This window comes from Bacillus sp. 16GRE42 (genome assembly GCF_019837435.1).
In the GTDB taxonomy this organism is placed as follows: domain Bacteria; phylum Bacillota; class Bacilli; order Bacillales; family Bacillaceae_G; genus Bacillus_A; species Bacillus_A wiedmannii.
The window spans coordinates 1,731,176-1,754,007 of record NZ_JADAXF010000001.1 but is presented as its reverse complement, the minus strand read 5'-3'; the positions used below and the strand labels follow the sequence as shown (position 1 = coordinate 1,754,007).

The window sequence follows — 22,832 nt, the reverse complement described above, 5'->3', positions numbered from 1 at the left end:
TTATTAGTACTGGAGGGAATAAGAATGCGTGTGAATATTACTCTAGCATGTACAGAATGCGGAGATCGTAACTATATCTCAAAGAAAAACAAACGTAACAACGCTGAGCGTATCGAGCTTAAAAAGTATTGCAAGCGTGACAAGAAGTCTACGTTACACCGTGAAACAAAGTAAGCAGTAGGAATATTTTCCTACTGTTTCTTTTTTTATTCGATTCCCCTGTTAAAAGTGATACACTATCATCGTAGAGCAAAGTATTACTGTGAGGGGGAAAGTGTGTGAGAGAAGAGAAAGTACGTTTACGTAAACAAATAATAGAGCACATGAATTCTTTATCAGAAGAACGGTATACAACTTTATCAGAGCAAATTGCATTTTCGTTGTATGCGCAAAAAGAGTGGGCTGAAGCTAAAACAATTGGAATCACTCTCTCAATGGAAAATGAAGTGAATACATATTCTATTATCGAAAAAGCTTGGGAAGAAGGAAAGAGAGTTGTTGTTCCAAAGTGTAATAAAGGAACACGAACAATGTCTTTCCGGCAAATTAGTAATTTTGATCAATTAGAAATAGTGTATATGAATTTACGTGAACCAATTCCAGCGCGTACGGAAGAAGTGAATGCAGATGACATTGATCTTCAAATCGTGCCAGGTGTAGCTTATACAGAGCGAGGAGAACGGATTGGATATGGCGGTGGGTATTATGATCGTTATCTCGTGCATTATAAAGGGAAAACGCTATCATTAGCTTATAGTTTTCAAATGGTAGACCATATTCCAGTAGAGCCGTTTGATAAAAACGTAGAAAAAATTATTACAGAAAAAGGAACAATGGTTAAGAATGGGCTTGTATAGACAAATAAAAATTGACGAGACTTTTTCTTCTTGATTATAATAAAATATGTGAACGTTTTCTTATTATAATTTTTTATAGTAAGTGAGCATAGAGGGTGATGAAATGGTATCTATTTATGATATTCAACAATTGCTAAAGAAATTTGGTACGATTATTTATACGGGTGATCGAATTGCAGATTTACAATTAATGCAAGATGAATTGCGTGAATTAAATCAATCACAGTTAATCGATCCACAAGACTATCAAACAGCTTTATTTTTATTGAAGCAAGAAATTCAAAAAGAGCTAAATAAGAATTAGATAAAGGTAGGTAAGCAACATGGAAGAGAAATGGTTAGTTGGGGTTGACCTTGGTGGTACAACGATTAAATTAGCATTTATTAATGTGTACGGTGAAATTTTACATAAGTGGGAAATCCCTACGAATACAAATGAGCAAGGAAAACATATTACGCTTGATGTAGCGAAAGCTATCGATAAAAAGTTAGAAGAGTTAGGTGAATTGAAAAGCAAGTTAATCGGTATTGGTATGGGAGCTCCTGGTCCTGTACACGTGGCGTCTGGAATGATCTATGAAGCGGTTAATTTAGGATGGAAAAACTATCCGTTAAAAGATTTATTAGAAGTAGAAACAGGATTACCTGTTGTTATTGATAATGATGCAAACTTAGCAGCGCTTGGTGAAATGTGGAAAGGTGCTGGTGAAGGAGCAAAAGATTTAATCTGTATGACACTTGGTACTGGTGTTGGCGGCGGTGTAATTGCCAATGGTGAAATTGTACACGGCGTAAGCGGAGCTGCTGGTGAAATCGGACACATTACAGTAGTTACAGAGAATGCTTTCCCATGTAATTGCGGGAAATTTGGTTGCTTAGAAACTGTAGCATCTGCAACGGGTATTGTGCGTGTTGCTATGCAAAAAATACAAGAGACTAATAAAGAGAGTGTTCTACGTTCTATGTTAGCAGAAGAAGGGCGTATTACATCAAAAGATGTGTTTGAAGCACTTGGACAAGGTGACGAGCTAGCAGGCGAAGTAGTAGAAAAAGTAGCTTCTTATTTAGGATTAGCTGTAGCGAACCTTGCTAGTACGTTGAACCCAGAGAAAATTGTTATTGGCGGGGGCGTATCTAAAGCTGGAGATGCACTATTAGAGCCAATTCAACGTTATTTCGAGCAATATGCTTTCTCACGTGCTGTAAAGAGCACAAAGTTAGCGATTGCAATACTTGGTAATGATGCAGGTGTTATCGGAGGAGCTTGGCTTGTAAAAAAGCACAAATACGAAGCGAAGATGGCATAAGTTGTGAAATATGAAAAGAGGAAGGGGAAACCCTTCCTCTTTTTGTGTGAAACCTTGATGAAGAATAACATGTAAATGAATTAAGCTGCTGGTGGGTACCCGTTATATAGAACAGTCATGATCGTAAACCATCCGAAAACGAGTACAGTTGCAATTGCAAAGCCGCCCGCGAATAAATTTTTTTCGCGAAGAGTTCTAAGCGTAGCGAATACAGCTAACAGAGTGACTAGCGCAAAAATAATAACAAGGCCCATACAATATCCTCCTCTGTCTACCCATTCCTTAATATGAGTTTTTAGAATATTAACTCTTTTATATTGTACATGTTTTAAAAATGATTGTCGAGATAGCATCCTTTCTTTTCCTAAGAGAAAAAAATGTTGTATCATTGAAAGTAAGTTTAATAATTGGAGGAGATTTTCATATGAAATGGATACAAATGCCGTTAGGCCCATTACAAACGAATGCTTATATTTTAACGAATGATCAAAATGAGTGTATTATCTTTGATCCTGGTCACGAAGGAGAGAAGCTCGTTACATATTTACAAGAAGAACAATTAAAGCCACTGGCTGTTTTATTAACACATGCTCACTTTGATCATATTGGTGCTGTTGACGCGGTAAGAGACGCTTTTCATATTCCTGTGTATGTACATAAAGAAGAAGCAGATTGGTTAGGCGATGCAACTGTAAATGGCTCTCAAATTTTTATGATGAATCGCAGTATTACAGCAAAACCAGCAGATCATATTATTGATGCAGAAGGTGCATTAGCAATTGGTTCATTTAATTTTGAGATTTTTGAGACGCCAGGACATTCTCCAGGCAGTATTTCTTATTATTGTAAAGAGGCGAATGCTGTATTTTCTGGTGATGTATTGTTCCAAATGAGCATCGGAAGAACAGATTTACCCGGTGGAAGTTTTGCTGAATTGATTGGAAGCATTGAAGAAAAATTATTTGTATTACCAGATGAAACAGCGGTGCTATGTGGACATGGTCCAGAAACAAGCATTGGTTTTGAAAAAGAAAATAATCCATTTTTACAGTAAGGAGCTAGTATGGAGATGGAGCTCATTTTAAAAGAATGGATGGAGAAAGAGAAGGATTATTCAATTTCATATAGTACGTATATGAACCTCGTATTGTACACAGAGGGACATGGCTATTATATGAAGGAACGTGAAAAAATTGGAAGACAAGGGGATTTTTTTACAAGTAGCAACGTATCCTCTGTTTTTGCAAAAACATTTGCTAAGTTTTTTATTCGTCTTGTTGAAAATGGTGAAGTTGCTCCGAATATTTGTGAGATTGGTGGGGGAACAGGAAGGTTTGCCTATGATATTTTACAAGAGTGGAAGCAAGTATCTCCAGAAACCTTTATGGATTTAAACTATTCAATGATTGAAATGAGCCCTTTTCATAGAAACTTACAGCAGAAAAATCTTTGTTCGTTTTCTAATGTGTCGTATTATACGTCGCATAGTGAAATGGGAGAATCGTTCGAAGGGATTCTTTTTTCGAATGAGTTATTTGATGCATTTCCTGTTGAAGTAATTGAGAAGAGAAATGGAATATTGTATGAAGTACGTGTTACGTACACAGAGGAAGGGAAACTCGCAGAAGTATGTAGACCGCTACAGAAAAGTATTGGTCGATACTTATTGAAATATAATATTCATCTTGCTGAAGGTCAGCGTTTTGAAGTGCCACTTGCGATGGAAGAATATATAGTAGAAATGGCGAAATGGTTTCAACGAGGTGTATGTATTACCGTTGATTATGGATACACAAAAGAAGAATGGATGCATCCTGCACATCAAGAAGGAAGTTTACGAGGATATTACGAGCATAAGTTAATCCGTAATCCTTTAGCGCATCCAGGTGAAATGGATCTTACTACTCATATTCATTGGGACGAACTGAAAGAGATGTTTAGCCTGCAAGGCATGAATATAGTATGGCATAAGAAGCAATCTGAGTTTTTGTTAGCAGCAGGAATATTAGATCAGCTTACGGATCACCAAGATCGAAATCCTTTTTCTGAAACTCAAAAACAAAATCGTGCAGTTCGTTCTATGATTTTGAGCGGAGGATTAGGGATTGCATTTGATGTTGTGATACATACGAAACATATGCAACAGTTACACTTGAATCAGTATTTGAAAATATAAAAAAACAAGACACAGCATATTTCTGTGTCTTGTTTTTTAATACGACTTTTTAATTATGTAGCATCATATATTTTCTCTCATGATATATATTTATATTAAAGATATGAGATGAAAAATATAAAATACGCCCTTTTTCTCTGTTTATGAGCTCTTAACCTAATAATACGCGAACGAGTTGAATAATTGTCTCGTTTTCTACTTTGTAATAAATTTCCAATCCTTTTCTTTCACTTGAAACGATTTTAGCACTTTTTAATTTTGCTAAATGCTGTGAAATTGTAGATTGTGGCATGTTTAAGCCAGTGTACATTGTAGAAACGTTGCTTGGACCACGTTCAATTAATCCTTTTACAATACATAAGCGAACAGGATGAGCAAGTACTTTCAATAATTCTGCATTGCTTTCATATAGTTCTATTTCTTTTTGAAAGGTTTCTAACATGTTCTTTTCCACCTCCGTGTGAGCTGTTATACCATACTATACATACCAAAAAATTAAAGAAAAGAAAACAGTTGTTGCAGAAAAAAATTCCTAAAGTAAAGAAATTGTAAGAAAAGAGACCCTGATGTAAATAAAGTAGGTAAATTTGCATGGTTTTGTAAAATGACATTTTTGGGTGAAAATTTTGATGCGTTTTAAAAATTGAAAGATATAGATATATTTGTAACACAATTTTATCATGATTTTCTTATTCTTTCAAATGAATATACAAAATTTTTAAAATAATAAGAAAAAGGAATTATAATGTTATATATAGAATATAAAACAGGTTAAAAGAAAAGAAGCTGAATGTAGTCAGCATCTTTATGGTGATAACAAAACATTTGAGTATAGCTGATAAATTTTAGAATTACCAAGACATTAGTTATATATTCTAGAGTTCATCTTTTATCAGCTTTAAAAATCTGCGGTTCCATATGTTCTCATAAAAATCAATTGTCTCTTTTGCGGACATAAATGGATTATGTAACGTAGAGGTTGCTTTCTGTACCATGAAGTTTTCGTATTCTAGTCCATGGGAAAATTTAATCGTAGCATCCATACAGTACTCTGTTTGGGCGCCACAAAATTCAATACGGTGTACAGATAATTGTTCTAAAATCTCTTTCAAGTTTGTTTTATAAAATGAATTGGCATGTGTTTTTCTTACAAAAAAATCTTGTTCCTGAACATCTAGATCAGCATGAATAGCCCAAAGTTCTTTTTCGGGTACTAAATCATCATCACAATGTTGAATAAAAATGATTGGTTTATTTGATTTTCTGTATGAAGAAATTCTTTTATTTACTTTTGTAAGTAAATTTTGTAAATCAAATAAATGCTCTTCGCTATAACATACTCCATTTTGTAAATCGATAACGATTAAAACATCTGCACAAGTATCCATTATTTTTGCCCCTTTTTTACTTCTTAATATATCAATTAATTCATTATTTAGAAATAGATGGTGCTCTTTCGTTTTTTTTATGAACTATACGAAAAGTAAAAAATATACGTAACGGCATAAAACAGAAGATATGAAAACTTAATTTCATACCTTCTGTTCGTTCTATGCATTTACAGGTTCTTCTACATAAGAAAGGGCATTTTCAAAATCGGATATTAAATCGTCAACATTTTCAAGACCGACGGATAACCGAAGTAATGAATTAGAAATCCCTCTTTCATCACGAGCTTCTTGCGACAGTGCTGCATGTGACATTTTAGCTGGGTAGGAAAGAATCGATTCGACAGCTCCTAAACTAACTGCAAAGACAGGTAATTTTACTTTTGATAAAAATTGGCGGAGTGCGTCTTCTGATTGTAAAGTGAAAGATAGGACAGCTCCGGCTGATGTAGCTTGAGATTGTTGAATATTAAATCCAAGATGTGTTTGTAAGCCAGGATAATAGACGTTTTTAACTTTAGCGTGCTCTTGTAAATAGTGTGCAATTTTATTGGTGTTTGCAGCTGAATGCTCAAGACGTACATGCAATGTTTTTAGACCGCGAAGTACGAGAGAACAATCTTGAGGACCTAAAATAGCGCCGAATGCATTTTGTAAAAATCCAAGTTTTTGAGCGAGTTCGGCATCTTTTACAACCGCTAATCCGGCAGTAACATCACTATGACCGGCAATGAATTTTGTGGCACTGTGAAGAACGACATCGGCGCCAAGATCAAGTGGTTTCTGGAATAGTGGTGTCAAAAATGTATTATCAACAAAAGTAAGGGCAGCAATAGATTTTGCAAGTTTAGAAACAGCACGAATATCTGTCACTTTTAAAAGTGGATTAGAGGGTGTTTCCACATAAAAGAGTTTTGTGTTTGGCTTAATGTTTTGCTTTATTTCTTCTAAATTTGTCATATCAACAAATGTATGTGACACACCGTAACGGGAGAGCACTTCAGTTATAATTCGGTAAGTTCCTCCGTATACGTCTTCTGAAATGAGTACGTGATCGCCTTGTGAAAGAAGGAGGAATGCAGTAGAAATCGCTGCAATTCCTGATGCGAAGGCAAATCCCTTTGTTCCTCCTTCTAATAAAGCAATGATATCTTCAAGAGCTTCACGAGTTGGATTACCAGAGCGACTATAGTCATATTTTCCGAACGTATCTACATCAAACTGGTGGAATGTTGATGTATTATAGATGGGAACGTTAACAGCTCCTGTTTGCGAGTCATGTTTATATTGGTTGTGCAGTAAGATTGTATCTATAGAATAACTCATATTCTTACACCTTCTTTTACAAGTTTAATGGCTTGCTTTAAGTCTTGAATTAAATCGTTACTATTTTCAATGCCAACGGAAAATCGTAGAAGACGATTACATACACCGTTTGCTGTTCTGATTTCTTCAGGAATATCAGCGTGTGTTTGCGTTGCTGGATACGTCATTAAACTTTCAACACCACCAAGACTTTCAGCGAATGTAATTAAGGATAAAGATTGTAAGAATGGATTGATCCATGTTTCATCTTTCAGACGAAATGAGATCATGCCGCCTCTTCCAGGATAAAATACATCTGTCACTCCGTCAGCGTCATTTAAATAAGCAACAACTGCTTTTGCATTTTCTTCATGTTGTCTCATGCGAAGCGCTAACGTTTTCATACCACGAATTAATAGCCATGAGTCAAATGGACTTAAGACCGCACCAGAGGCATTATGATAATGAGCGATTTCCTCACAAAGTTCCTTTCCTTTTGCAACGACAAGTCCGCTTAGGACATCGTTATGTCCCCCTAAATATTTCGTTGCGCTATGAAGTACAATGTCGGCACCTTCTGTTAATGGCTGCTGTATATAAGGCGTATAGAATGTGTTGTCTACAATAAGAAGGAGTCCGTGTCTTTTCGCTACAGTTGCGACAGCGGCAATATCAGTAACTTGCATTAACGGATTAGTTGGAGTTTCTATGAAAATAGCTTTCGTTTCAGTTGTGATAGCTTGCTCAATTTGTTTAATAGATTGTGTATTTACGTATCTACATCGAACATTCCACTTTTTTTCGTGCTCAGAAAATAATCGATAAGTGCCCCCGTATAAATCTTCAGATACAATAAGTTCGTCTCCAGAACGGAATAGGGAAAGGACGAGGAGAACAGCTGCCATCCCTGAACTACAGGCATAACCTTGTTCACCGTACTCTAAATCTGCAATTGCCTGCTCTAAAAGACCGCGAGTTGGATTGCCAGTTCGTGAATAGTCAAAGCCAGTAGAGTTACCAATTCCTTCGTGACGATAAGCAGTTGAAAAATAAACAGGTGGGTTAACAGTTCCTGTTGTAGTTTCGCTCCGGTTTCCGATTTGTGCTAGTTTTGTTTCAATAGTTGACATGTGAAAATTCCTCCTTTTTAAATTAACAATTAAGTGAATGTAAAATAAAAAAAGCCTTCTAAAGAAGAAGGCTTTCGGTTTGAATAGAGTCTTCTTCTCATCTGTCAAATCTTTCACAATTTGCTGGAATTAGCACCTTATTAACAAATGTTAATGGTTGCTGAGGCGTCATAGGGCCAGTCCCTCTACCTCTCTAGATAAGAATGTTCGTATGAAATTTTATTATGTTTTTAACTTTACAACAAAAGATAATTGAATTGCAACTTTATTTTAAATAATTTTTATTTTTCCGCAAGTGTCATTGACTTTTGAATTTGTGCATGCTAAATTTATTAAAAAATTAACAAACATTGTTAAAAGGGGAACGTATTTCCTTTTAGCTACATAAATAAAATAATAAAGACAAACTCTTATTGAGAGCGGTGGAGGGAAAGGCCCTGTGAAACCCGGCAACCTTCAAACGAAATGTTTGAAACGGTGCTAATACCTGCAAAACGAATGTTTTGCATAATAAGAGGAGGAACGATTATGTCCCCCTCTTCAAAGTGAAGAGGGGGTTTTTTATATTGATAGAAATGAGGGAGATTTGTGAAATTACTAGATTTATTATCAAAAGGAATTGTAATAGGTGATGGTGCGGTTGGAACGTTATTACATTCACATGGTTTGCAAAGTAGTTTTGAAGAATTAAATATATCTGATCCAGATTTAATTATATCGATTCATAAACAATATGTAGCTGCTGGGGCAGATGTGATTCAAACAAATACGTACGGAGCAAATGAGGCGAAATTACGTATGTATGGTTTAGAAAATCAAGTTACTGAAATTAATAGAGCCGCAGTAAAACTGGCGAAAGCATCTGTTACAGACAGAAATGCAATTTTAGGAACAATTGGCGGTATGAAACATATTGGAGCTGTTACGACAACTGATATGGAGCGAGAATTTATGTTACTGGAACAGGCAAGTGCATTACTAGAAGAACAGGTTGATGGACTGCTATTAGAGACTTTCTATGATGAGTTTGAATTACTTCATGCTGTTCAGGTGTTACGAAAACAAACGAATATTCCAATTGTAGCTCAATTAGCATTACATGAGGCAGGTACGACTCAAAATGGAAATGATGTAAATGAAATATTAAAACAGCTTTTAGATTACGGTGCAAATGTCGTTGGATTGAACTGCCAACTAGGGCCACTTCACATGACGGAAGCTTTTAAAATGATATCGATTCCTCAAAATGGCTACTTGTCAGCATATCCAAATGCAGGTCTCCCGAATTATGTGGAGGGACGCTACGTATATGAGGGAAGTCCGGCTTATTTCGAAGCGATGACACCGAAATTTATTGAGCAAGGTATTCGGTTATTGGGTGGTTGTTGTGGCACTACTCCAGAACATATCGAAAGTATGAAACGTGCTACTCTAAATGTTACGCCTGTAATAGAAAAGGATACGATTCAAAGACCGAAAGTAGTTCATACACATGAGAAACGTTCGAAAGCTCATGTCACTTTAGCAGAGAAAGCAAAAAAACAAACGACAGTAGTAGTGGAATTAGATCCACCGAAAACGTTAGATACGCAGCGATTTTTTGAAGGAGCAAGAGCATTGAAAAGGGCTGGTGCAGATGCTATTACTCTAGCAGATAATTCATTAGCATCGCCTCGCATCTCGAATATGGCAATGGGGGCATTATTAACGAAGCACGATATTCCGGTATTGACGCACTTAACGTGTAGAGACCATAACGTCATCGGACTACAATCTCATTTACTAGGCCTATCAGCGTTAGGCATGGAAGAAGTGTTAGCTTTAACTGGGGATCCAGCACGCGTCGGTGATTTTCCAGGTGCCACTTCTGTATATGATTTGTCCTCTATTGAGCTCATTAAAATGATTAAAGAAATGAACGACGGGCGCTCGATTTTAGGGAAATCAATAGGTCCAGCAACAAGGTTTTCAGTGGGAGGTGCGTTTAATCCGCATGTAAGACATTTAAAAGCAGCGGTTAAGCGAATGGAACGGAAAATAGATGCTGGAGCGGAATATTTCTTAACGCAGCCAATTTATGATATCGCGTTAATTGAAGAAGTGTATGAAGCGACAAAGCATTTGGAACAACCTATTTTTATTGGGATTATGCCATTAATAAGTAAAAGGAATGCAGATTTCCTTCATTTTGAGGTACCGGGTATTACTCTACCTGAAGAAATAAGGGAGAGAATGGATGGACATGAAACGAAAGAGGCAGCAATTGAGGAAGGAATTCTCATTTCACAAGAATTAATTGATGCGGCGATGAAGTATTTTAACGGCATTTATCTTATTACACCATTTCTAAAATATGAAATTACAGAACATCTTGTTAAATATGTGAGAGAAAAGCAAGAAGTGAAAGAAGGTATTAACTGATGAAATGTATAGAAGAAAAATTACAAAATAACATCTTAATATTAGATGGTGCAATGGGAACAATGATCCAGCAAGAGGACTTAACTGCGGAAGATTTCGGAGGAGAAGAGTACGAAGGCTGTAATGAATATTTAGTAGAAACAAGGCCTGATGTCATTTTAAAGATTCATAAAGCTTATGTTGAAGCTGGAGCGGATATTATTGAAACAAATACATTTGGGGCGACGAATATCGTATTAAGTGATTATGAGTTGTCTCATTTAGATGAGGAATTAAATGAGAAGGCAGCACGTTTAGCGAAGCAAGCGGTCAAAGAAAGCGGGAAGGAAGTATATGTTGCGGGAGCAATGGGACCAACAACGAAAGCGATTAGTGTTACAGGTGGTGTGACGTTCGGAGAATTAATTGAAGCCTATACACGGCAGGCGAGAGGTTTATTGAATGGCGACGTAGATGTATTACTCGTTGAGACGAGTCAAGATATGCGTAACGTGAAGGCTGCTTATATTGGAATTCAAGCAGCTTTTGACGAGCTAAATAAAATTGTCCCTATTATGATTTCGGGAACGATCGAACCGATGGGAACGACTCTGGCTGGGCAAACAATTGAGGCTTTTTACTTATCGATAGAACATATGAAGCCATTATCTGTTGGATTAAACTGTGCGACTGGTCCGGAGTTTATGAGAGACCATATTCGTTCACTATCTGATTTGTCGGAGTGTTACATTTCTTGTTATCCAAATGCAGGTCTTCCTGATGAAGATGGACATTATCATGAATCTCCATCTTCTCTCGCTGAAAAAGTGAAGCGATTTGCTGAAGAAGGATGGGTTAATATTATCGGTGGTTGTTGTGGCACAAAACCAGAACATATAAAAGCGATGAAATCCGCGTTAGCTTCTCTTAAGCCGCGTGAACACCACGAAAGAGCTGGACACGGGGTTAGTGGATTAGAGGCACTTCAATATGATGACTCTATGAGACCATTATTTGTTGGTGAAAGAACAAACGTTATTGGGTCACGTAAATTTAAACGATTAGTAGCAGAAGGGAAATTTGAAGAGGCTGCTGAAGTCGCAAGAGCGCAAGTGAAGAAAAATGCTCATATTATTGATATTTGTATGGCAGACCCTGATCGCGATGAAATAGAAGATATGGAAAACTTCTTGGCAGAAGTTACGAAAGTGTTAAAAGTACCGATTATGATTGATTCAACAGATGAAAATGTGATGGAGCGAGCTCTTACTTATATTCAAGGAAAAGCTGTTATTAACTCAATTAATTTAGAAGATGGAGAAGAACGATTTAAAAAAGTGACGCCGCTTCTTCAGAAATATGGTGCTGCTATTGTTGTAGGAACAATTGATGAAGATGGTATGGCGGTTAGTGCAGAACGAAAACTCGAAATCGCGAAAAGAAGTTATGAGTTATTGACGACGAAATATGGTATACGCCCGTCAGATATTATTTTTGATGCACTTGTATTTCCTGTAGGTACAGGTGATGAAGAATATATTGGTTCAGCGGCAGCGACGATAGAAGGAATTCGCCTTATTAAAGAAGCATTACCAGAGTGTTTAACGATTTTAGGTGTAAGTAACATATCATTTGGTTTACCACCAGCTGGCCGCGAAGTATTAAATTCCGTCTTTTTATATCATGCAACGAAAGCAGGATTAGATTACGCGATTGTGAATACGGAAAAATTAGAACGGTATGCGTCAATTCCAGAGGAAGAAAAACGTCTTGCAGATGCATTACTTTTTGAAACGACGCAAGAGACGTTAGAAGAATTTACAAACTTTTATCGCGCGGCAAAAAAGAAAGATGTCGTTATCCAAGAAACATTAACTCTTGATGAAAGGTTGGCAAATTACATTGTTGAAGGTACGAAACAAGGGCTACAAGAAGATTTAAGCCTCGCACTTACAGAAGGAAGAAAACCTTTGGATATTATTAATGGCCCACTTATGACAGGAATGGATGAGGTGGGACGATTATTTAATAATAATGAGCTTATCGTTGCCGAAGTATTGCAAAGTGCTGAAAGTATGAAAGCTGCCGTAAGCTATTTAGAGCCACATATGGAATCTAGCGAGAGTGCGAAAAAAGGGAAAGTATTATTAGCAACTGTTAAAGGTGACGTACATGATATTGGGAAAAACCTCGTTGAAATTATTTTATCGAATAACGGATATGAGATTATTAATTTAGGAATCAATGTTCGCTCGGATCGAATCGTACAAGAAGTACAAGAAAAGAAGCCTGACATTATTGGCCTTTCTGGTTTATTAGTAAAATCAGCGCAACAAATGGTAACGACTGCTGAAGATTTAAAAGCGGCAAATATTGATATTCCAATCGTTGTAGGCGGGGCAGCATTAACGAGAAAGTTTACAGATAATCGTATTTCACCATCATATACAGGGCTCGTATGCTATGCGAGTGATGCGATGACCGGGCTTGATATTATTAATAAGCTTCAAAAAGAAGAAGAGCGCGAGAAGATGAAACAAGATAAAAAAGAGCGTCATCTTCATATCGTAAAAAAAGAGGAGAAGAAAGTAGAAATTCCAGCAGTAATTGAACCATTACCGAAGGCTGAGGTTATGATACCTGATTCAACAAAGCGAATTGTATTACGTGATATTCCAGTTGCACACCTCGCTCCATTTTTAAATAGACAAATGCTACTTGGACATCACCTTGGATTAAAAGGAAATGTGAAGAAGCTTTTGCGAGAGGGAGATAAGAAAGCACATGAATTAAATGATTTAATAGATGAATTATTGCAGGAAGGACAATCTTGGTTAAAACCGAAAGCGGTGTATCAATTTTTCCCAGCGCAAAGTGACGGACAAAACATTGTAATATATGATCCAGAAGATCATACGCGTGTTATAGAGCGTTTCACATTCCCAAGACAAGGAAAAGCACCATATCGTACTTTAGGTGATTATGTACGACCAGTTGGAGATGAGATGGACTATGTTGCTTTCCTATCTGTTACGGTTGGGGAAGGCGTTCGGGACATTGCTGAAGAGTGGAAGGCGAAGGGTGATTATTTACGCAGTCATGCTATTCAATCGTTAGCGCTTGAACTAGCAGAAGGACTTGCTGAAAAAACACATATGCTCATTCGTGATCGCTGGGGCATTCCAGATTCACCAGAACTGAAGATGGAAGAACGCTTCCGTACGAAATATAGAGGGATACGCGTGTCCTTCGGTTATCCAGCATGTCCAGAACTTGCGGATCAAGAAAAGTTATTTCGCCTTATTCATCCAGAAGAAATAGGTATTTCATTAACGGAAGGATTTATGATGGAACCAGAAGCATCTGTAACGGCTATGGTATTTTCTCACCCTGAGGCAAGATATTTTAGTGTATTATAGTGTAGAAGGGGGAGACGTATGAAGAAAATAGTCTTTACAGGTGGCGGTTCGGCAGGGCATGTAACACCTAATTTAGCCATCATTCCACATTTACAAGAACAGAATTGGGATATCTCTTATATCGGTTCTCATCAAGGAATTGAGAAAACAATTATAGAAAAGGAAGGCATTCCGTACTATAGTATTGCAAGCGGAAAGCTACGTCGTTATTTTGATTTGAAAAATATAAAAGATCCTTTTCTTGTAATGAAGGGTGTTATGGATGCCTATGTAAGGATTCGAAAACTAAAACCGGATGTGATTTTTTCAAAAGGTGGTTTCGTATCTGTACCAGTCGTAATTGGAGGATGGCTAAATAGAGTCCCTGTTTTATTACATGAATCTGATATGACGCCAGGACTAGCAAACAAAATTGCGCTCCGTTTTGCTTCGAAAATATTTGTTACATTTGAAGAAGCTGCGAAACATTTACCGAAAGAAAAAGTAATCTATACAGGATCTCCTGTACGTGAAGACGTGCTAAAGGGAAATCATGAAAAAGGTTTAGTGTTTTTAGGTTTTTCACGTAAAAAGCCAGTTATTACAATTATGGGAGGAAGTTTGGGCGCAAAGAAAATTAATGAAACTGTTCGAGAAGCGTTACCAGAACTTCTGAAAAAGTATCAAATTGTTCATCTTTGTGGAAAAGATAATCTTGATGAAAGCTTACAAAATCAAGAAGGATATAGACAATTTGAATATATACATGGAGAGCTGCCAGACATATTAGCGATAACAGATTTTGTTATTTCACGTGCGGGCTCTAATGCCATTTTTGAGTTTTTAACATTGCAAAAGCCGATGGTTTTAATTCCGCTATCGAAATTTGCAAGCCGTGGAGATCAAATACTAAATGCAGAGTCTTTTGAAAGACAAGGATATGCTTCCGTATTGTATGAAGAAGATGTGACTGTGAAATCTCTTATAAAGCATGTCGAAGAATTAAATCAAAATAATGAGATGTATAAAACAGCTCTAAAAAAATATAATGGAAAAGAAGCAATTCAAACAATCATTCAACATATTTCAGAGGCATGATGAAACAATCATGTCTTTTTTAATAGGATGAAAGATTCCAAGGATTGATATTTTTATGTTACAATAGCAAATGGATTAGTAGGGAAATTCCAATTAATGAAGCGTGAAAATACGAATGGATTAGGAGTGACTGTGTTGGAGCTAAGTCTCTATGAAAATACTGCACTTATTATATGCTTTGTGTTGTACGTTGGTAGTGTTATTGTTTATATTTCAAGGAAATTTTCGCAAGAAAGAGAGCTTGAAAAATCAGAAATAACAGCTGAACTAGAAATGTTAGCTGATGAAAGTTATAAAAAGAAAAAAATAAAAGAAGAGCATGAAGAATCCCATCATTTAAACGCAAATAAGTTTTAAAGATGGGCATTTTTTTTTGAAGTCGTTCTTTATTATGTTTATAGCAAGTAACGCTAAAAGGAGTTTCCCGTACATAATGAAGGAGTGTATATAAATGAATTTTTATGTCGCCTCAGGATTCCAAAATAAACATCTTGTACGTTCTATAGCAAATGAACTGAAACATGCAGGATGGCACCATACATATGATTGGACAAGAAACGAAAGAGCAGTGAATCAAGATCAATTAAGAGAGATTGGTCAGGCAGAAAAGAATGCTATTAAAGAAGCGGATGTCTTTTTACTTATGTTAGATGGCGGAAACGGGAGCCATACAGAGTTTGGAATGGCGATTGCGCTAGAGAAAAAGATATATGTATATCATGAAAGAAACCCGCTTCAAACAACGTTCTATCATTTGCCAGAAATAAATATTTTTGAAGGAGATGCAACTGCATTTGCATCTTATGTTATGAATCATGTGAAATAATAGTAACGACCTAAAAGGTTATAAAAGTGATCTTTTGGGTACAGTGATGATAAGAAACGTATATAAAGGAGTATATAATATGAAATTAGAAAATGGATGGGAAACGAGCTTTTTAGAAGTTGTACAAAATAGTGAATTTAAGAAAGAGGCCGTTCTTAGTCAATTGCTTTGTGAGGATAGTGAAGAAGTAGAAGAGCTTGTGGATGATTACGGATATGAAGAGATTATTGAACGCGAACATGATGATGAATTAGCAGAAGTTTTAGGTGAAGAACTTTTCGATGAGATGGAACGACACGTATTCTTATCTTCACAGCCAGAAGAAAAACTTATTTCATTCGTAAATGGATTAGGTTTTCATGTGTTAGATTGGATTGTTCTTCTTGAAACAGAATTTGGCATTGATAGCGTACACTTTACGTCAGACGCCGTGAAAACGTTAGAAAAACGCTTTAGACAATTTCCATACATAGAAGATAAGACAATTTTTGATATGACATTTGGAGAAGCAATGGATGTATTAGAATCCATTACAGGATTACAACTGAAGGGAAAGATGAACGTATAATGTGAAAAAAAAAGAACGTGATATCCTCACGTTCTTTTTTTTACATTATAATAATTTTGTCATCTAGTTTTGTTTGTCCGCTAAGAAGTGCGTTTAAATATTCCACTTTTCTTATACAGGCCTGTATATGTCTTTCAACCTCTTGTAACTCTGCTTGGTGATGTGTTTCAATCGGATGAATTTGTACGTTGAATTTTTCAAATTGACTACTATATGTTATTTCTGCATAGCCGCTCATAATATCCATTTCGTTATGAAATAAAAATTGTTTCGTTTTGTCACAGAATGATACATTCTGAAAGCCATATACTTTTAATGCGTCAATTACTTTTTTAATCATTTTTGTATTCATTTTTTTTAACCCTCTTTGCGAAGTTCTACTTATATATTATAACACAAAAAATTACATAGAAAGCGCTTCCAAGTGTATTTTATTATAAACTTTACGTTTCAATCACAAAAATGAAACAAAGAAAAAATAATTGTAAAGAAGGGAGGACTCTTTTATTGTTTCGTCATATATATAGAGAAATAGTGCAAGGAAAGGGAATTTTCCGAATTTGAGTTCGTATTTCAAATTTAAGCGCAATAAAAGAGGTGAGAGACTTGAACTTTGATATTGTAGGACAAAAAGCATATATAAAAGATGGACCGCATCGGAACCGAATTGGAATTGTAAAGAACAGCGAGACAAAATTAGAAGCGCAGTTTGCTATTGTAATTGGAGAACAAATCATTGATGTAGAGCTAAAGGATATCGTGTTAGTTGGAGTAGACGTAGGACAATTTCATAAATGGTGCGAACAAAATGGTTATTTGTAAGAAGGACGGGCTGTGAGATAATAAAAATAATTGTAGCAGCATAAGAATGAGAGAATACGAGATTGGTATTCTCTTTTTCAGTGTTTTAGGAGGCGAGAATGAAGTATAAAGAACAAGATTTTACATTGGAGTTAAAAGAGAAAATTCAGTGTATGGAGAAGGAAATAGAGAGAATATCATTTAAACTTTTTAAAGATTATTCACATTTGTACATAGAAAAAAACATGGAATTATTTATAGAACTGATCAGAGATAAAGAAAATCCTTTTGAAACAGGATATTCTTCATCGATTTCGATAGCTGTATTAGATGAAGAAGGAAAGATGATTGAATTTTATACAGTTCCTATCTGGGAATGTTGTAGTTATTTTTTAGGAGTAACGCTTCAAATAAGGTTTTGGGGAAGTAAGTTAAGTGGTGAACTTGTTGGTGAATCTTATTGTGAGATAGAGGAGGAGTTAAAGGAGCGGTTGGAAGAGTTTTTACAGTTTGCAGATGAGGAATAATAGTTATTAAAAAAATGAAAAATGGTATTATTTCATTATATCTATACGTAATAATATACAGGTGATGTTTTACCATGGTTGAAGTAATTTGTAGAGCTTTATACATAGTGTTTGAAACAATATGTTATGCCTTATGTATAAAAGACAAAGAGGAAGATGGAAAGAACTAAAAAAGGACGCTAACAGTTTTTGTTAGCGTCCTTTTTATTATGAAGCAATTTCACCAGTTTTTGTATCATCTTGATTGTACGTATCTTGATCTAATTCACCAAGCCATTTACTAGAAATAAGACCTGCTGTCATAGAACCACTTACGTTAAGAGCTGTACGACCCATATCGATTAATGGTTCAACTGAGATAACAAGAGCGACAATACCAATTGGTAAGTTCATTGTAGATAGTACGATTAACGCTGCGAATGTTGCACCGCCACCAACACCGGCAACACCGAATGAGCTAATAGCAACGACAGCGATTAAAGTTAAAATAAATTGTGGTTGTAATGGATCGATTCCTACAGTTGGAGCGACCATCATTGCAAGCATTGCTGGATAAATACCTGCGCAACCGTTTTGTCCGATAGATACTCCAAATGATGCTGCAAAGTTTGCAATCCCTTCGGAAATACCAAGCTTTTCTTTTTGCGCTTCAATATTTAATGGCATTGCACCAGCACTAGAGCGAGATGTGAATGCAAATGTTAATACAGGGAACACCTTTTTTAAATATTGAATTGGATTTAAACCAGATAGAGCAATTAATAATAAGTGGATAACGAACATTACGATAAGTGCCACGTAAGACGCTAATACGAAGTTACCAAGTTTTAAAATAGCATTTATGTCGCTACCAGCAACTGTTTTTGCCATAAGAGCTAATACGCCATATGGAGTAAGACGTAAAATTAATGTTACCATACGCATTACGATTGCATATACAGCATCAAGCATTTTCTTAAATAGTTCTGCTTGTTCTGGATATTTTCGTTTTACCCCTATAAAGGCGATACCGATAAAGGCTGCAAATATTACAACAGAAATTGTTGATGTTGGACGAGCACCTGTTAAATCAAGAAACGGATTTGTAGGCAACAGCTCTAATAATTTATCTGGAATTGTTGTTTTTTCAATAGAAGTAAATCTTTCTTCAACTAACTTCAGACGAGCGGATTCTGCATCACCTTGTTGTAAGCCTGTTGCTGATACATCAAATCCTGCACTTGCAGCGATACCGACAGCTGCAGCGATTCCTGTAGTAAGAATTAAAATTCCGATAATAAGACCACTAATTTTACCAAGGTTTTTCGTTAACTGTAATTTTGTAAATGCGGAAATAATAGATACTAAAATAAGTGGCATAACAATCATTTGAAGTAATTTCACATAACCGTTACCGATCAAGCTAAACCAAGTATTTGATTCAATAATTACTTTAGAAGTTGGCTCATAAATAAATTGTAATATAAGACCGAATATAATGCCGACTCCTAAAGCAGTAAATACACGTTTATTAAAAGATACATGCTTACGTTGCATATAATATAATACGCCAACTAAGATGAGCATGACTGCAACGTTAATTCCGACAAGCAGTGTATTCATGTTGATTCCCCCTAATTCCAATCTGTTATATAGAATATAAGGTAATAAAACCTATAAGTCAACTAGGGAATTGCGGAATTAAAAAAAGATGGCAAAATGCCATCTTTAATGTCCAGCTCCAGGGACAAGTAAAAACGTCGTGTAGTATGTAAATCCTATGAAGAAAACAGTTAAATATGCCCCGAATACGTATATATACATACGCTCTGTTAAATTTAAATAGCTTAAAAGTACGAAGAAACCTGTTTGTCCTAAAAATAGTAGTGCGGTCGAATGCATATCCCCTACGTAAAACATAACCGAGAAAATTCCAGTCCAAAAGCCGAGAACGCGAAACATGCGCTCCATGCCATCTCCCTCCTTTTCTAAAAAAAGTAAACCTCTCCTCATTATAGTTTATTTTTCTTACTATTGTAAATATTCGTTCATATAAAAAGAAGCCAATTATAATTGGCTTCTTTTTATATGAGAAATTAAATTGTTAGTTTATAATTACAAGATTTACATCCATCTAGTAGACTATCGTTTCGAGTTAATTCCGTGTTAGGGAATAGGATTTCGAAAATCCCTTTCATCATATCCCCGTGCATATTACAAATTTCAGTTGGGTGATGAACAGCAACCTCTTTAAATGGACAATTGTGTACATCGTAGAAAATTTTCGTTCCATCTGCACTTAATTCAAAAGCAGGTGATAAGCCAGCTGTTGAGAAAGCTTCTTTTGCAATTTGAACTTTTTGCTCTACTGTTAAAGCATCTTCATTCACATGTAAACGCTGCATATGTTGTTGCATTAACTCGGCCCCGAATTGTTTTCCTGTTTCGTATAGCGCCTTTTCACCAGCAGCGCCAAGGCTAAGTAAAGAATTAAATGCGATTCTTGCTAACAATTGATAATCACGGAATGGAAATTGCAATTGAATCACATCTTCAGATAATACATATAATCTGCTTGGTCTTCCGCCTTTTCCAGTTTTCTTCGTTTCCGATTTCAGCATATGAACATCTTCTAATTTAGATAAATGTAAACGCGCTACGTTCGGATGAATGTCAAACTCATCTGCAATTTCTTGTACAGTTACGTAACTATGTTTTTGAGAAATATATTTATAAATGTAATAACGAGTTGGGTCAGATAATACGCCTGTAATTTTTAAAGCTTGTTCCATGAGGATCTCCACCTTTATCACTTTATCCAAGATAATAACATTATAATACAGATAAACTTCCATATAGGTAATTTCAGACAATAATTCGGAAATTGTTCATAATTTCACAAACATATTTTCCCTTTTTTCTCTGGTGAAAATACAAAATTATCGATTTTTCTTATCTGTTTTTTCATGCTATATACATAGTGGGGAGGGAAAAATGATGAATGGAATTGAAATTTTTGCGAATATGATTTTGAAAGAGGCGTGCAGGGTACAAGCTTCGGATTTACATATTGTGCCCCGGAAGAAGGATGTAGCGGTTCAACTGCGTATAGGAAAAGATTTAATGACGAAACACTGTATCGAAAAGGAATTTGGAGAAAAACTTGTTTCACACTTTAAATTTTTAGCATCCATGGATATAGGGGAGAGACGGAAGCCACAAAATGGTTCACTGTATTTACAAATGGATGGACAAGAAGTGTATTTACGCCTTTCCACGCTTCCAACCGTATATCAAGAAAGTCTCGTTATTCGTCTTCATTTACAAGCATCTATTCAGCCATTATCTCATCTTTCGTTATTTCCAAGTACAGCGAAAAAAATACTCTCTTTTTTACACTATTCACACGGGTTACTCGTATTTACTGGACCGACTGGTTCTGGCAAGACAACAACAATGTATGCATTATTAGAGGTGATTAGAAAAAAGAAAACACGTCGCATCATTACACTTGAAGATCCGGTTGAAAAAAGAAATGATGATGTATTACAAATTCAAATAAATGAAAAAGCAGGTATCACATATGAGACGGGATTAAAGGCTATTTTACGTCATGACCCAGATATTATTTTAGTCGGTGAAATCCGTGATGAAGAAACCGCAAAAATAGCTGTAAGAGCAAGTTTGACTGGCCATTTAGTAATGACGACATTGCATACTAGTGACGCGAAAGGAGCGATACTACGATTTATGGATTATGGCATAACGAGGCAAGAGATTGAACAATCTTTATTGGCTGTAGCTGCACAGCGACTTGTCGAATTGAAGTGCCCGTTTTGCAGAGGAAACTGCTCTGTTTTATGTAAATCAATGCGGCAAGTAAGGCAAGCGAGCATTTATGAGTTGTTATATGGATATGAGTTAAAACAAGCGATTAAAGGAGCGAACGGAGAATGTGTTACGTACAAGCATGAAACATTAGAATCTTCGTTACGTAAAGGATACGCCTTAGGATTTTTAGAAGAAGATGTTTATGTTTAAGAAAACATGGAGTTTAAGTGATCAAGTAGTATTACTGAAACGATTAGGAGAATTATTAGAGAAAGGGTACTCTCTTTTGCAGGCACTAGAATTTTTGCGGTTTCAATTACCTTTAGAAAAGAAAGTACAATTGCAGCATATGATTGATGGATTAAAAGATGGAAAAAGTCTACACGATTCTTTTCATCAATTAAAGTTTCATCAGGAGATGTTAAGTTATTTATTTTATGCCGAGAAACATGGTGATATTTCTTTTGCATTGCAACAAGGGAGCGCACTTCTTTATAAAAAGGATAAGTATAGGAAAGATATGATCAAAATAATGCAGTATCCTATGTTTTTGGCGCTCTTTTTACTAATCATGATTTTGATTTTTAATCGCATTTTATTACCACAGGTCGACATGGTATATAGTTCGTTTGGTTCCACAGCACCGTTATTTACAGAACAAATATTAAGTGCAATTAAGCTACTACCCTATCTTATTTTTAGCACTATTTTTATCGTTATGATTGGCTGTAGTGTATATATATTTTACTTTCAAAAACTCCCGCATATGAAGCAGGTAAAAATTAAGCTTTGTATCCCCCTCGTAAAAAAATTTCTTATTTTAAAGCATTCACATTATTTCGCCACTCAATTGAGCGGTTTATTACACGGCGGACTATCAGTACTTGAGGCTCTAACAATAATGATGGAGCAACATTATCATCCGTTTTTTCAATATGAAGCGGGCCGAATTGAACGTCAATTAATTGCGGGAGAACCGTTGCAATCTATTATTGCTAAAAGCGGATATTATGAGGAAGAACTTTCTTATATTATTACGCATGGACAAGCAAACGGTAATTTGGCGATTGAATTAGGTGACTATAGCGATCTTATTATGGAAAAAATGGAGCAAAAAGTTAAACGTATGTTAGTGATCATTCAACCAATTTTATTTACGTGTATTGGAGGAATAGTCGTTCTTATGTATTTAGCAATGATTATGCCAATGTTTCAAATGATGAATTCTATTTAGGAGGTAT

25 protein-coding genes and 2 riboswitches are annotated in these 22,832 nt (G+C 35.8%); of the genes, 16 read left to right on the top strand and 9 right to left on the bottom strand.

The window, feature by feature from the left end:
* Positions 1-24 precede the first annotated feature (24 nt).
* From rpmG to glcK, 4 genes are all read left to right on the top strand, one after another.
* Positions 25-174 carry a 50S ribosomal protein L33 gene (gene rpmG / locus ILS93_RS09130; protein ID WP_001265616.1) on the top strand — a complete coding sequence of 50 codons (150 nt, stop codon included), beginning with the start codon at positions 25-27 and terminating at the stop codon, positions 172-174.
* 104 nt (positions 175-278) lie between these two features.
* Entirely contained in the window at positions 279-857 is a 579-nt protein-coding gene (locus ILS93_RS09125) for a 5-formyltetrahydrofolate cyclo-ligase (RefSeq protein WP_064474791.1), read from the top strand.
* A gap of 103 nt (positions 858-960) precedes the next feature.
* On the top strand, positions 961-1,161 hold the full coding sequence (locus ILS93_RS09120) for a YqgQ family protein (RefSeq protein WP_000253699.1): 201 nt from the start codon (positions 961-963) through the stop codon (positions 1,159-1,161).
* A gap of 19 nt (positions 1,162-1,180) precedes the next feature.
* On the top strand, positions 1,181-2,164 hold the full coding sequence (gene glcK / locus ILS93_RS09115; protein WP_064474792.1) for a glucokinase: 984 nt from the start codon (positions 1,181-1,183) through the stop codon (positions 2,162-2,164).
* An 80-nt stretch (positions 2,165-2,244) separates the two neighbouring features.
* On the opposite strand, the gene ILS93_RS09110 is transcribed toward glcK, so the two are convergent.
* Positions 2,245-2,418, bottom strand: a complete 174-nt coding sequence (locus tag ILS93_RS09110) for a DUF2759 domain-containing protein (protein WP_000524847.1) — start codon at positions 2,416-2,418, stop codon at positions 2,245-2,247.
* A 170-nt stretch (positions 2,419-2,588) separates the two neighbouring features.
* Here ILS93_RS09110 and ILS93_RS09105 point away from each other — a divergent pair, with 170 nt between their 5' ends.
* Both ILS93_RS09105 and ILS93_RS09100 read left to right on the top strand, forming a co-directional pair.
* Entirely contained in the window at positions 2,589-3,218 is a 630-nt protein-coding gene (locus tag ILS93_RS09105) for an MBL fold metallo-hydrolase (RefSeq protein WP_000871244.1), read from the top strand.
* 9 nt (positions 3,219-3,227) lie between these two features.
* The gene (locus tag ILS93_RS09100; protein WP_088048108.1) at positions 3,228-4,340 is read left to right on the top strand and encodes a class I SAM-dependent methyltransferase; all 1,113 of its coding nucleotides are present in this window, start codon (positions 3,228-3,230) and stop codon (positions 4,338-4,340) included.
* Between the two features lie 151 nt (positions 4,341-4,491).
* On the opposite strand, the gene ILS93_RS09095 is transcribed toward ILS93_RS09100, so the two are convergent.
* The 4 genes from ILS93_RS09095 to metI all read right to left on the bottom strand — a co-directional run bounded on the left by ILS93_RS09095 (position 4,492) and on the right by metI (position 8,163).
* A complete protein-coding gene (locus tag ILS93_RS09095; protein ID WP_000894375.1) occupies positions 4,492-4,782 on the bottom strand; it encodes an ArsR/SmtB family transcription factor in 291 nt (96 codons plus the stop codon).
* A 433-nt stretch (positions 4,783-5,215) separates the two neighbouring features.
* Positions 5,216-5,728, bottom strand: a complete 513-nt coding sequence (locus tag ILS93_RS09090; protein WP_064474794.1) for a cysteine hydrolase family protein — start codon at positions 5,726-5,728, stop codon at positions 5,216-5,218.
* A 162-nt stretch (positions 5,729-5,890) separates the two neighbouring features.
* The gene (gene metC / locus ILS93_RS09085) at positions 5,891-7,054 is read right to left on the bottom strand and encodes a cystathionine beta-lyase (protein WP_088048109.1); all 1,164 of its coding nucleotides are present in this window, start codon (positions 7,052-7,054) and stop codon (positions 5,891-5,893) included.
* Positions 7,051-8,163 (bottom strand): cystathionine gamma-synthase/O-acetylhomoserine thiolyase, encoded by a 1,113-nt coding sequence (metI, locus tag ILS93_RS09080; RefSeq protein ID WP_088048110.1) that lies wholly within the window; start codon positions 8,161-8,163, stop codon positions 7,051-7,053. Before metI ends, metC begins: the two co-directional genes overlap by 4 nt.
* Positions 8,164-8,257: 94 nt before the next feature.
* A riboswitch (SAM riboswitch) is annotated at positions 8,258-8,367 on the bottom strand.
* Positions 8,368-8,570: 203 nt separating this feature from the next.
* A riboswitch (SAM riboswitch) is annotated at positions 8,571-8,680 on the top strand.
* Between the two features lie 71 nt (positions 8,681-8,751).
* Between metI and ILS93_RS09075 the strand changes: the two genes are divergently transcribed.
* From ILS93_RS09075 to ILS93_RS09050, 6 genes are all read left to right on the top strand, one after another.
* Complete coding sequence (locus tag ILS93_RS09075) at positions 8,752-10,584, top strand: bifunctional homocysteine S-methyltransferase/methylenetetrahydrofolate reductase (protein WP_088048111.1); 1,833 nt, start codon at positions 8,752-8,754, stop codon at positions 10,582-10,584.
* The gene (gene metH, locus ILS93_RS09070; RefSeq protein ID WP_088048112.1) at positions 10,584-13,982 is read left to right on the top strand and encodes a methionine synthase; all 3,399 of its coding nucleotides are present in this window, start codon (positions 10,584-10,586) and stop codon (positions 13,980-13,982) included. The genes ILS93_RS09075 and metH overlap by 1 nt, the downstream gene beginning before the upstream one ends.
* Before the next feature lie 18 nt (positions 13,983-14,000).
* Positions 14,001-15,059, top strand: a complete 1,059-nt coding sequence (murG, locus tag ILS93_RS09065; protein ID WP_064474799.1) for an undecaprenyldiphospho-muramoylpentapeptide beta-N-acetylglucosaminyltransferase — start codon at positions 14,001-14,003, stop codon at positions 15,057-15,059.
* Between the two features lie 96 nt (positions 15,060-15,155).
* Positions 15,156-15,416, top strand: a complete 261-nt coding sequence (locus tag ILS93_RS09060; protein WP_000817963.1) for a DUF3966 domain-containing protein — start codon at positions 15,156-15,158, stop codon at positions 15,414-15,416.
* A gap of 94 nt (positions 15,417-15,510) precedes the next feature.
* The gene (locus tag ILS93_RS09055) at positions 15,511-15,885 is read left to right on the top strand and encodes a nucleoside 2-deoxyribosyltransferase (protein ID WP_064474800.1); all 375 of its coding nucleotides are present in this window, start codon (positions 15,511-15,513) and stop codon (positions 15,883-15,885) included.
* Between the two features lie 79 nt (positions 15,886-15,964).
* Entirely contained in the window at positions 15,965-16,453 is a 489-nt protein-coding gene (locus ILS93_RS09050) for a hypothetical protein (protein WP_064474801.1), read from the top strand.
* 40 nt (positions 16,454-16,493) lie between these two features.
* Here ILS93_RS09050 and ILS93_RS09045 read toward each other — a convergent pair whose 3' ends face one another.
* Positions 16,494-16,805, bottom strand: a complete 312-nt coding sequence (locus ILS93_RS09045) for a hypothetical protein (protein ID WP_001093232.1) — start codon at positions 16,803-16,805, stop codon at positions 16,494-16,496.
* 254 nt (positions 16,806-17,059) lie between these two features.
* Here ILS93_RS09045 and ILS93_RS09040 point away from each other — a divergent pair, with 254 nt between their 5' ends.
* Positions 17,060-17,275, top strand: a complete 216-nt coding sequence (locus tag ILS93_RS09040; RefSeq protein WP_064474802.1) for a DUF3912 family protein — start codon at positions 17,060-17,062, stop codon at positions 17,273-17,275.
* Between the two features lie 98 nt (positions 17,276-17,373).
* Positions 17,374-17,781, top strand: a complete 408-nt coding sequence (locus ILS93_RS09035; RefSeq protein ID WP_064474803.1) for a hypothetical protein — start codon at positions 17,374-17,376, stop codon at positions 17,779-17,781.
* 207 nt (positions 17,782-17,988) lie between these two features.
* On the opposite strand, the gene ILS93_RS09030 is transcribed toward ILS93_RS09035, so the two are convergent.
* The 3 genes from ILS93_RS09030 to ILS93_RS09020 form a co-directional block, all read right to left on the bottom strand.
* Entirely contained in the window at positions 17,989-19,383 is a 1,395-nt protein-coding gene (locus ILS93_RS09030) for an L-cystine transporter (RefSeq protein WP_048562307.1), read from the bottom strand.
* Positions 19,384-19,488: 105 nt separating this feature from the next.
* Complete coding sequence (locus ILS93_RS09025; RefSeq protein WP_000440714.1) at positions 19,489-19,731, bottom strand: DUF2626 domain-containing protein; 243 nt, start codon at positions 19,729-19,731, stop codon at positions 19,489-19,491.
* A 125-nt stretch (positions 19,732-19,856) separates the two neighbouring features.
* Positions 19,857-20,552 carry a helix-turn-helix transcriptional regulator gene (locus ILS93_RS09020; protein WP_000434122.1) on the bottom strand — a complete coding sequence of 232 codons (696 nt, stop codon included), beginning with the start codon at positions 20,550-20,552 and terminating at the stop codon, positions 19,857-19,859.
* 205 nt (positions 20,553-20,757) lie between these two features.
* On the opposite strand from ILS93_RS09020, the gene comGA reads away from it, so the two are divergent.
* A complete protein-coding gene (gene comGA / locus ILS93_RS09015) occupies positions 20,758-21,801 on the top strand; it encodes a competence type IV pilus ATPase ComGA (protein ID WP_088048113.1) in 1,044 nt (347 codons plus the stop codon).
* A complete protein-coding gene (gene comGB, locus ILS93_RS09010; RefSeq protein WP_088048114.1) occupies positions 21,794-22,825 on the top strand; it encodes a competence type IV pilus assembly protein ComGB in 1,032 nt (343 codons plus the stop codon). Before comGA ends, comGB begins: the two co-directional genes overlap by 8 nt.
* Positions 22,826-22,832 lie beyond the last annotated feature (7 nt).

Coding starts and splice junctions, on each gene's coding strand:
- ILS93_RS09050 (WP_064474801.1), top strand. CDS start 15,965: ATGAAATTAGAAAATGGATGGGAAACGAGCTTTTTAGAAGTTGTACAA.
- rpmG (WP_001265616.1), top strand. CDS start 25: ATGCGTGTGAATATTACTCTAGCATGTACAGAATGCGGAGATCGTAAC.
- ILS93_RS09035 (WP_064474803.1), top strand. CDS start 17,374: ATGAAGTATAAAGAACAAGATTTTACATTGGAGTTAAAAGAGAAAATT.
- ILS93_RS09055 (WP_064474800.1), top strand. CDS start 15,511: ATGAATTTTTATGTCGCCTCAGGATTCCAAAATAAACATCTTGTACGT.
- ILS93_RS09105 (WP_000871244.1), top strand. CDS start 2,589: ATGAAATGGATACAAATGCCGTTAGGCCCATTACAAACGAATGCTTAT.
- metH (WP_088048112.1), top strand. CDS start 10,584: ATGAAATGTATAGAAGAAAAATTACAAAATAACATCTTAATATTAGAT.
- ILS93_RS09060 (WP_000817963.1), top strand. CDS start 15,156: ATGAAGCGTGAAAATACGAATGGATTAGGAGTGACTGTGTTGGAGCTA.
- ILS93_RS09090 (WP_064474794.1), bottom strand. CDS start 5,728: ATGGATACTTGTGCAGATGTTTTAATCGTTATCGATTTACAAAATGGA.
- murG (WP_064474799.1), top strand. CDS start 14,001: ATGAAGAAAATAGTCTTTACAGGTGGCGGTTCGGCAGGGCATGTAACA.
- ILS93_RS09110 (WP_000524847.1), bottom strand. CDS start 2,418: ATGGGCCTTGTTATTATTTTTGCGCTAGTCACTCTGTTAGCTGTATTC.
- metC (WP_088048109.1), bottom strand. CDS start 7,054: ATGAGTTATTCTATAGATACAATCTTACTGCACAACCAATATAAACAT.
- ILS93_RS09045 (WP_001093232.1), bottom strand. CDS start 16,805: ATGAATACAAAAATGATTAAAAAAGTAATTGACGCATTAAAAGTATAT.
- ILS93_RS09025 (WP_000440714.1), bottom strand. CDS start 19,731: ATGGAGCGCATGTTTCGCGTTCTCGGCTTTTGGACTGGAATTTTCTCG.
- ILS93_RS09030 (WP_048562307.1), bottom strand. CDS start 19,383: ATGAATACACTGCTTGTCGGAATTAACGTTGCAGTCATGCTCATCTTA.
- ILS93_RS09100 (WP_088048108.1), top strand. CDS start 3,228: ATGGAGATGGAGCTCATTTTAAAAGAATGGATGGAGAAAGAGAAGGAT.
- ILS93_RS09120 (WP_000253699.1), top strand. CDS start 961: ATGGTATCTATTTATGATATTCAACAATTGCTAAAGAAATTTGGTACG.
- comGB (WP_088048114.1), top strand. CDS start 21,794: ATGTTTAAGAAAACATGGAGTTTAAGTGATCAAGTAGTATTACTGAAA.
- ILS93_RS09095 (WP_000894375.1), bottom strand. CDS start 4,782: ATGTTAGAAACCTTTCAAAAAGAAATAGAACTATATGAAAGCAATGCA.
- ILS93_RS09020 (WP_000434122.1), bottom strand. CDS start 20,552: ATGGAACAAGCTTTAAAAATTACAGGCGTATTATCTGACCCAACTCGT.
- metI (WP_088048110.1), bottom strand. CDS start 8,163: ATGTCAACTATTGAAACAAAACTAGCACAAATCGGAAACCGGAGCGAA.
- comGA (WP_088048113.1), top strand. CDS start 20,758: ATGAATGGAATTGAAATTTTTGCGAATATGATTTTGAAAGAGGCGTGC.
- glcK (WP_064474792.1), top strand. CDS start 1,181: ATGGAAGAGAAATGGTTAGTTGGGGTTGACCTTGGTGGTACAACGATT.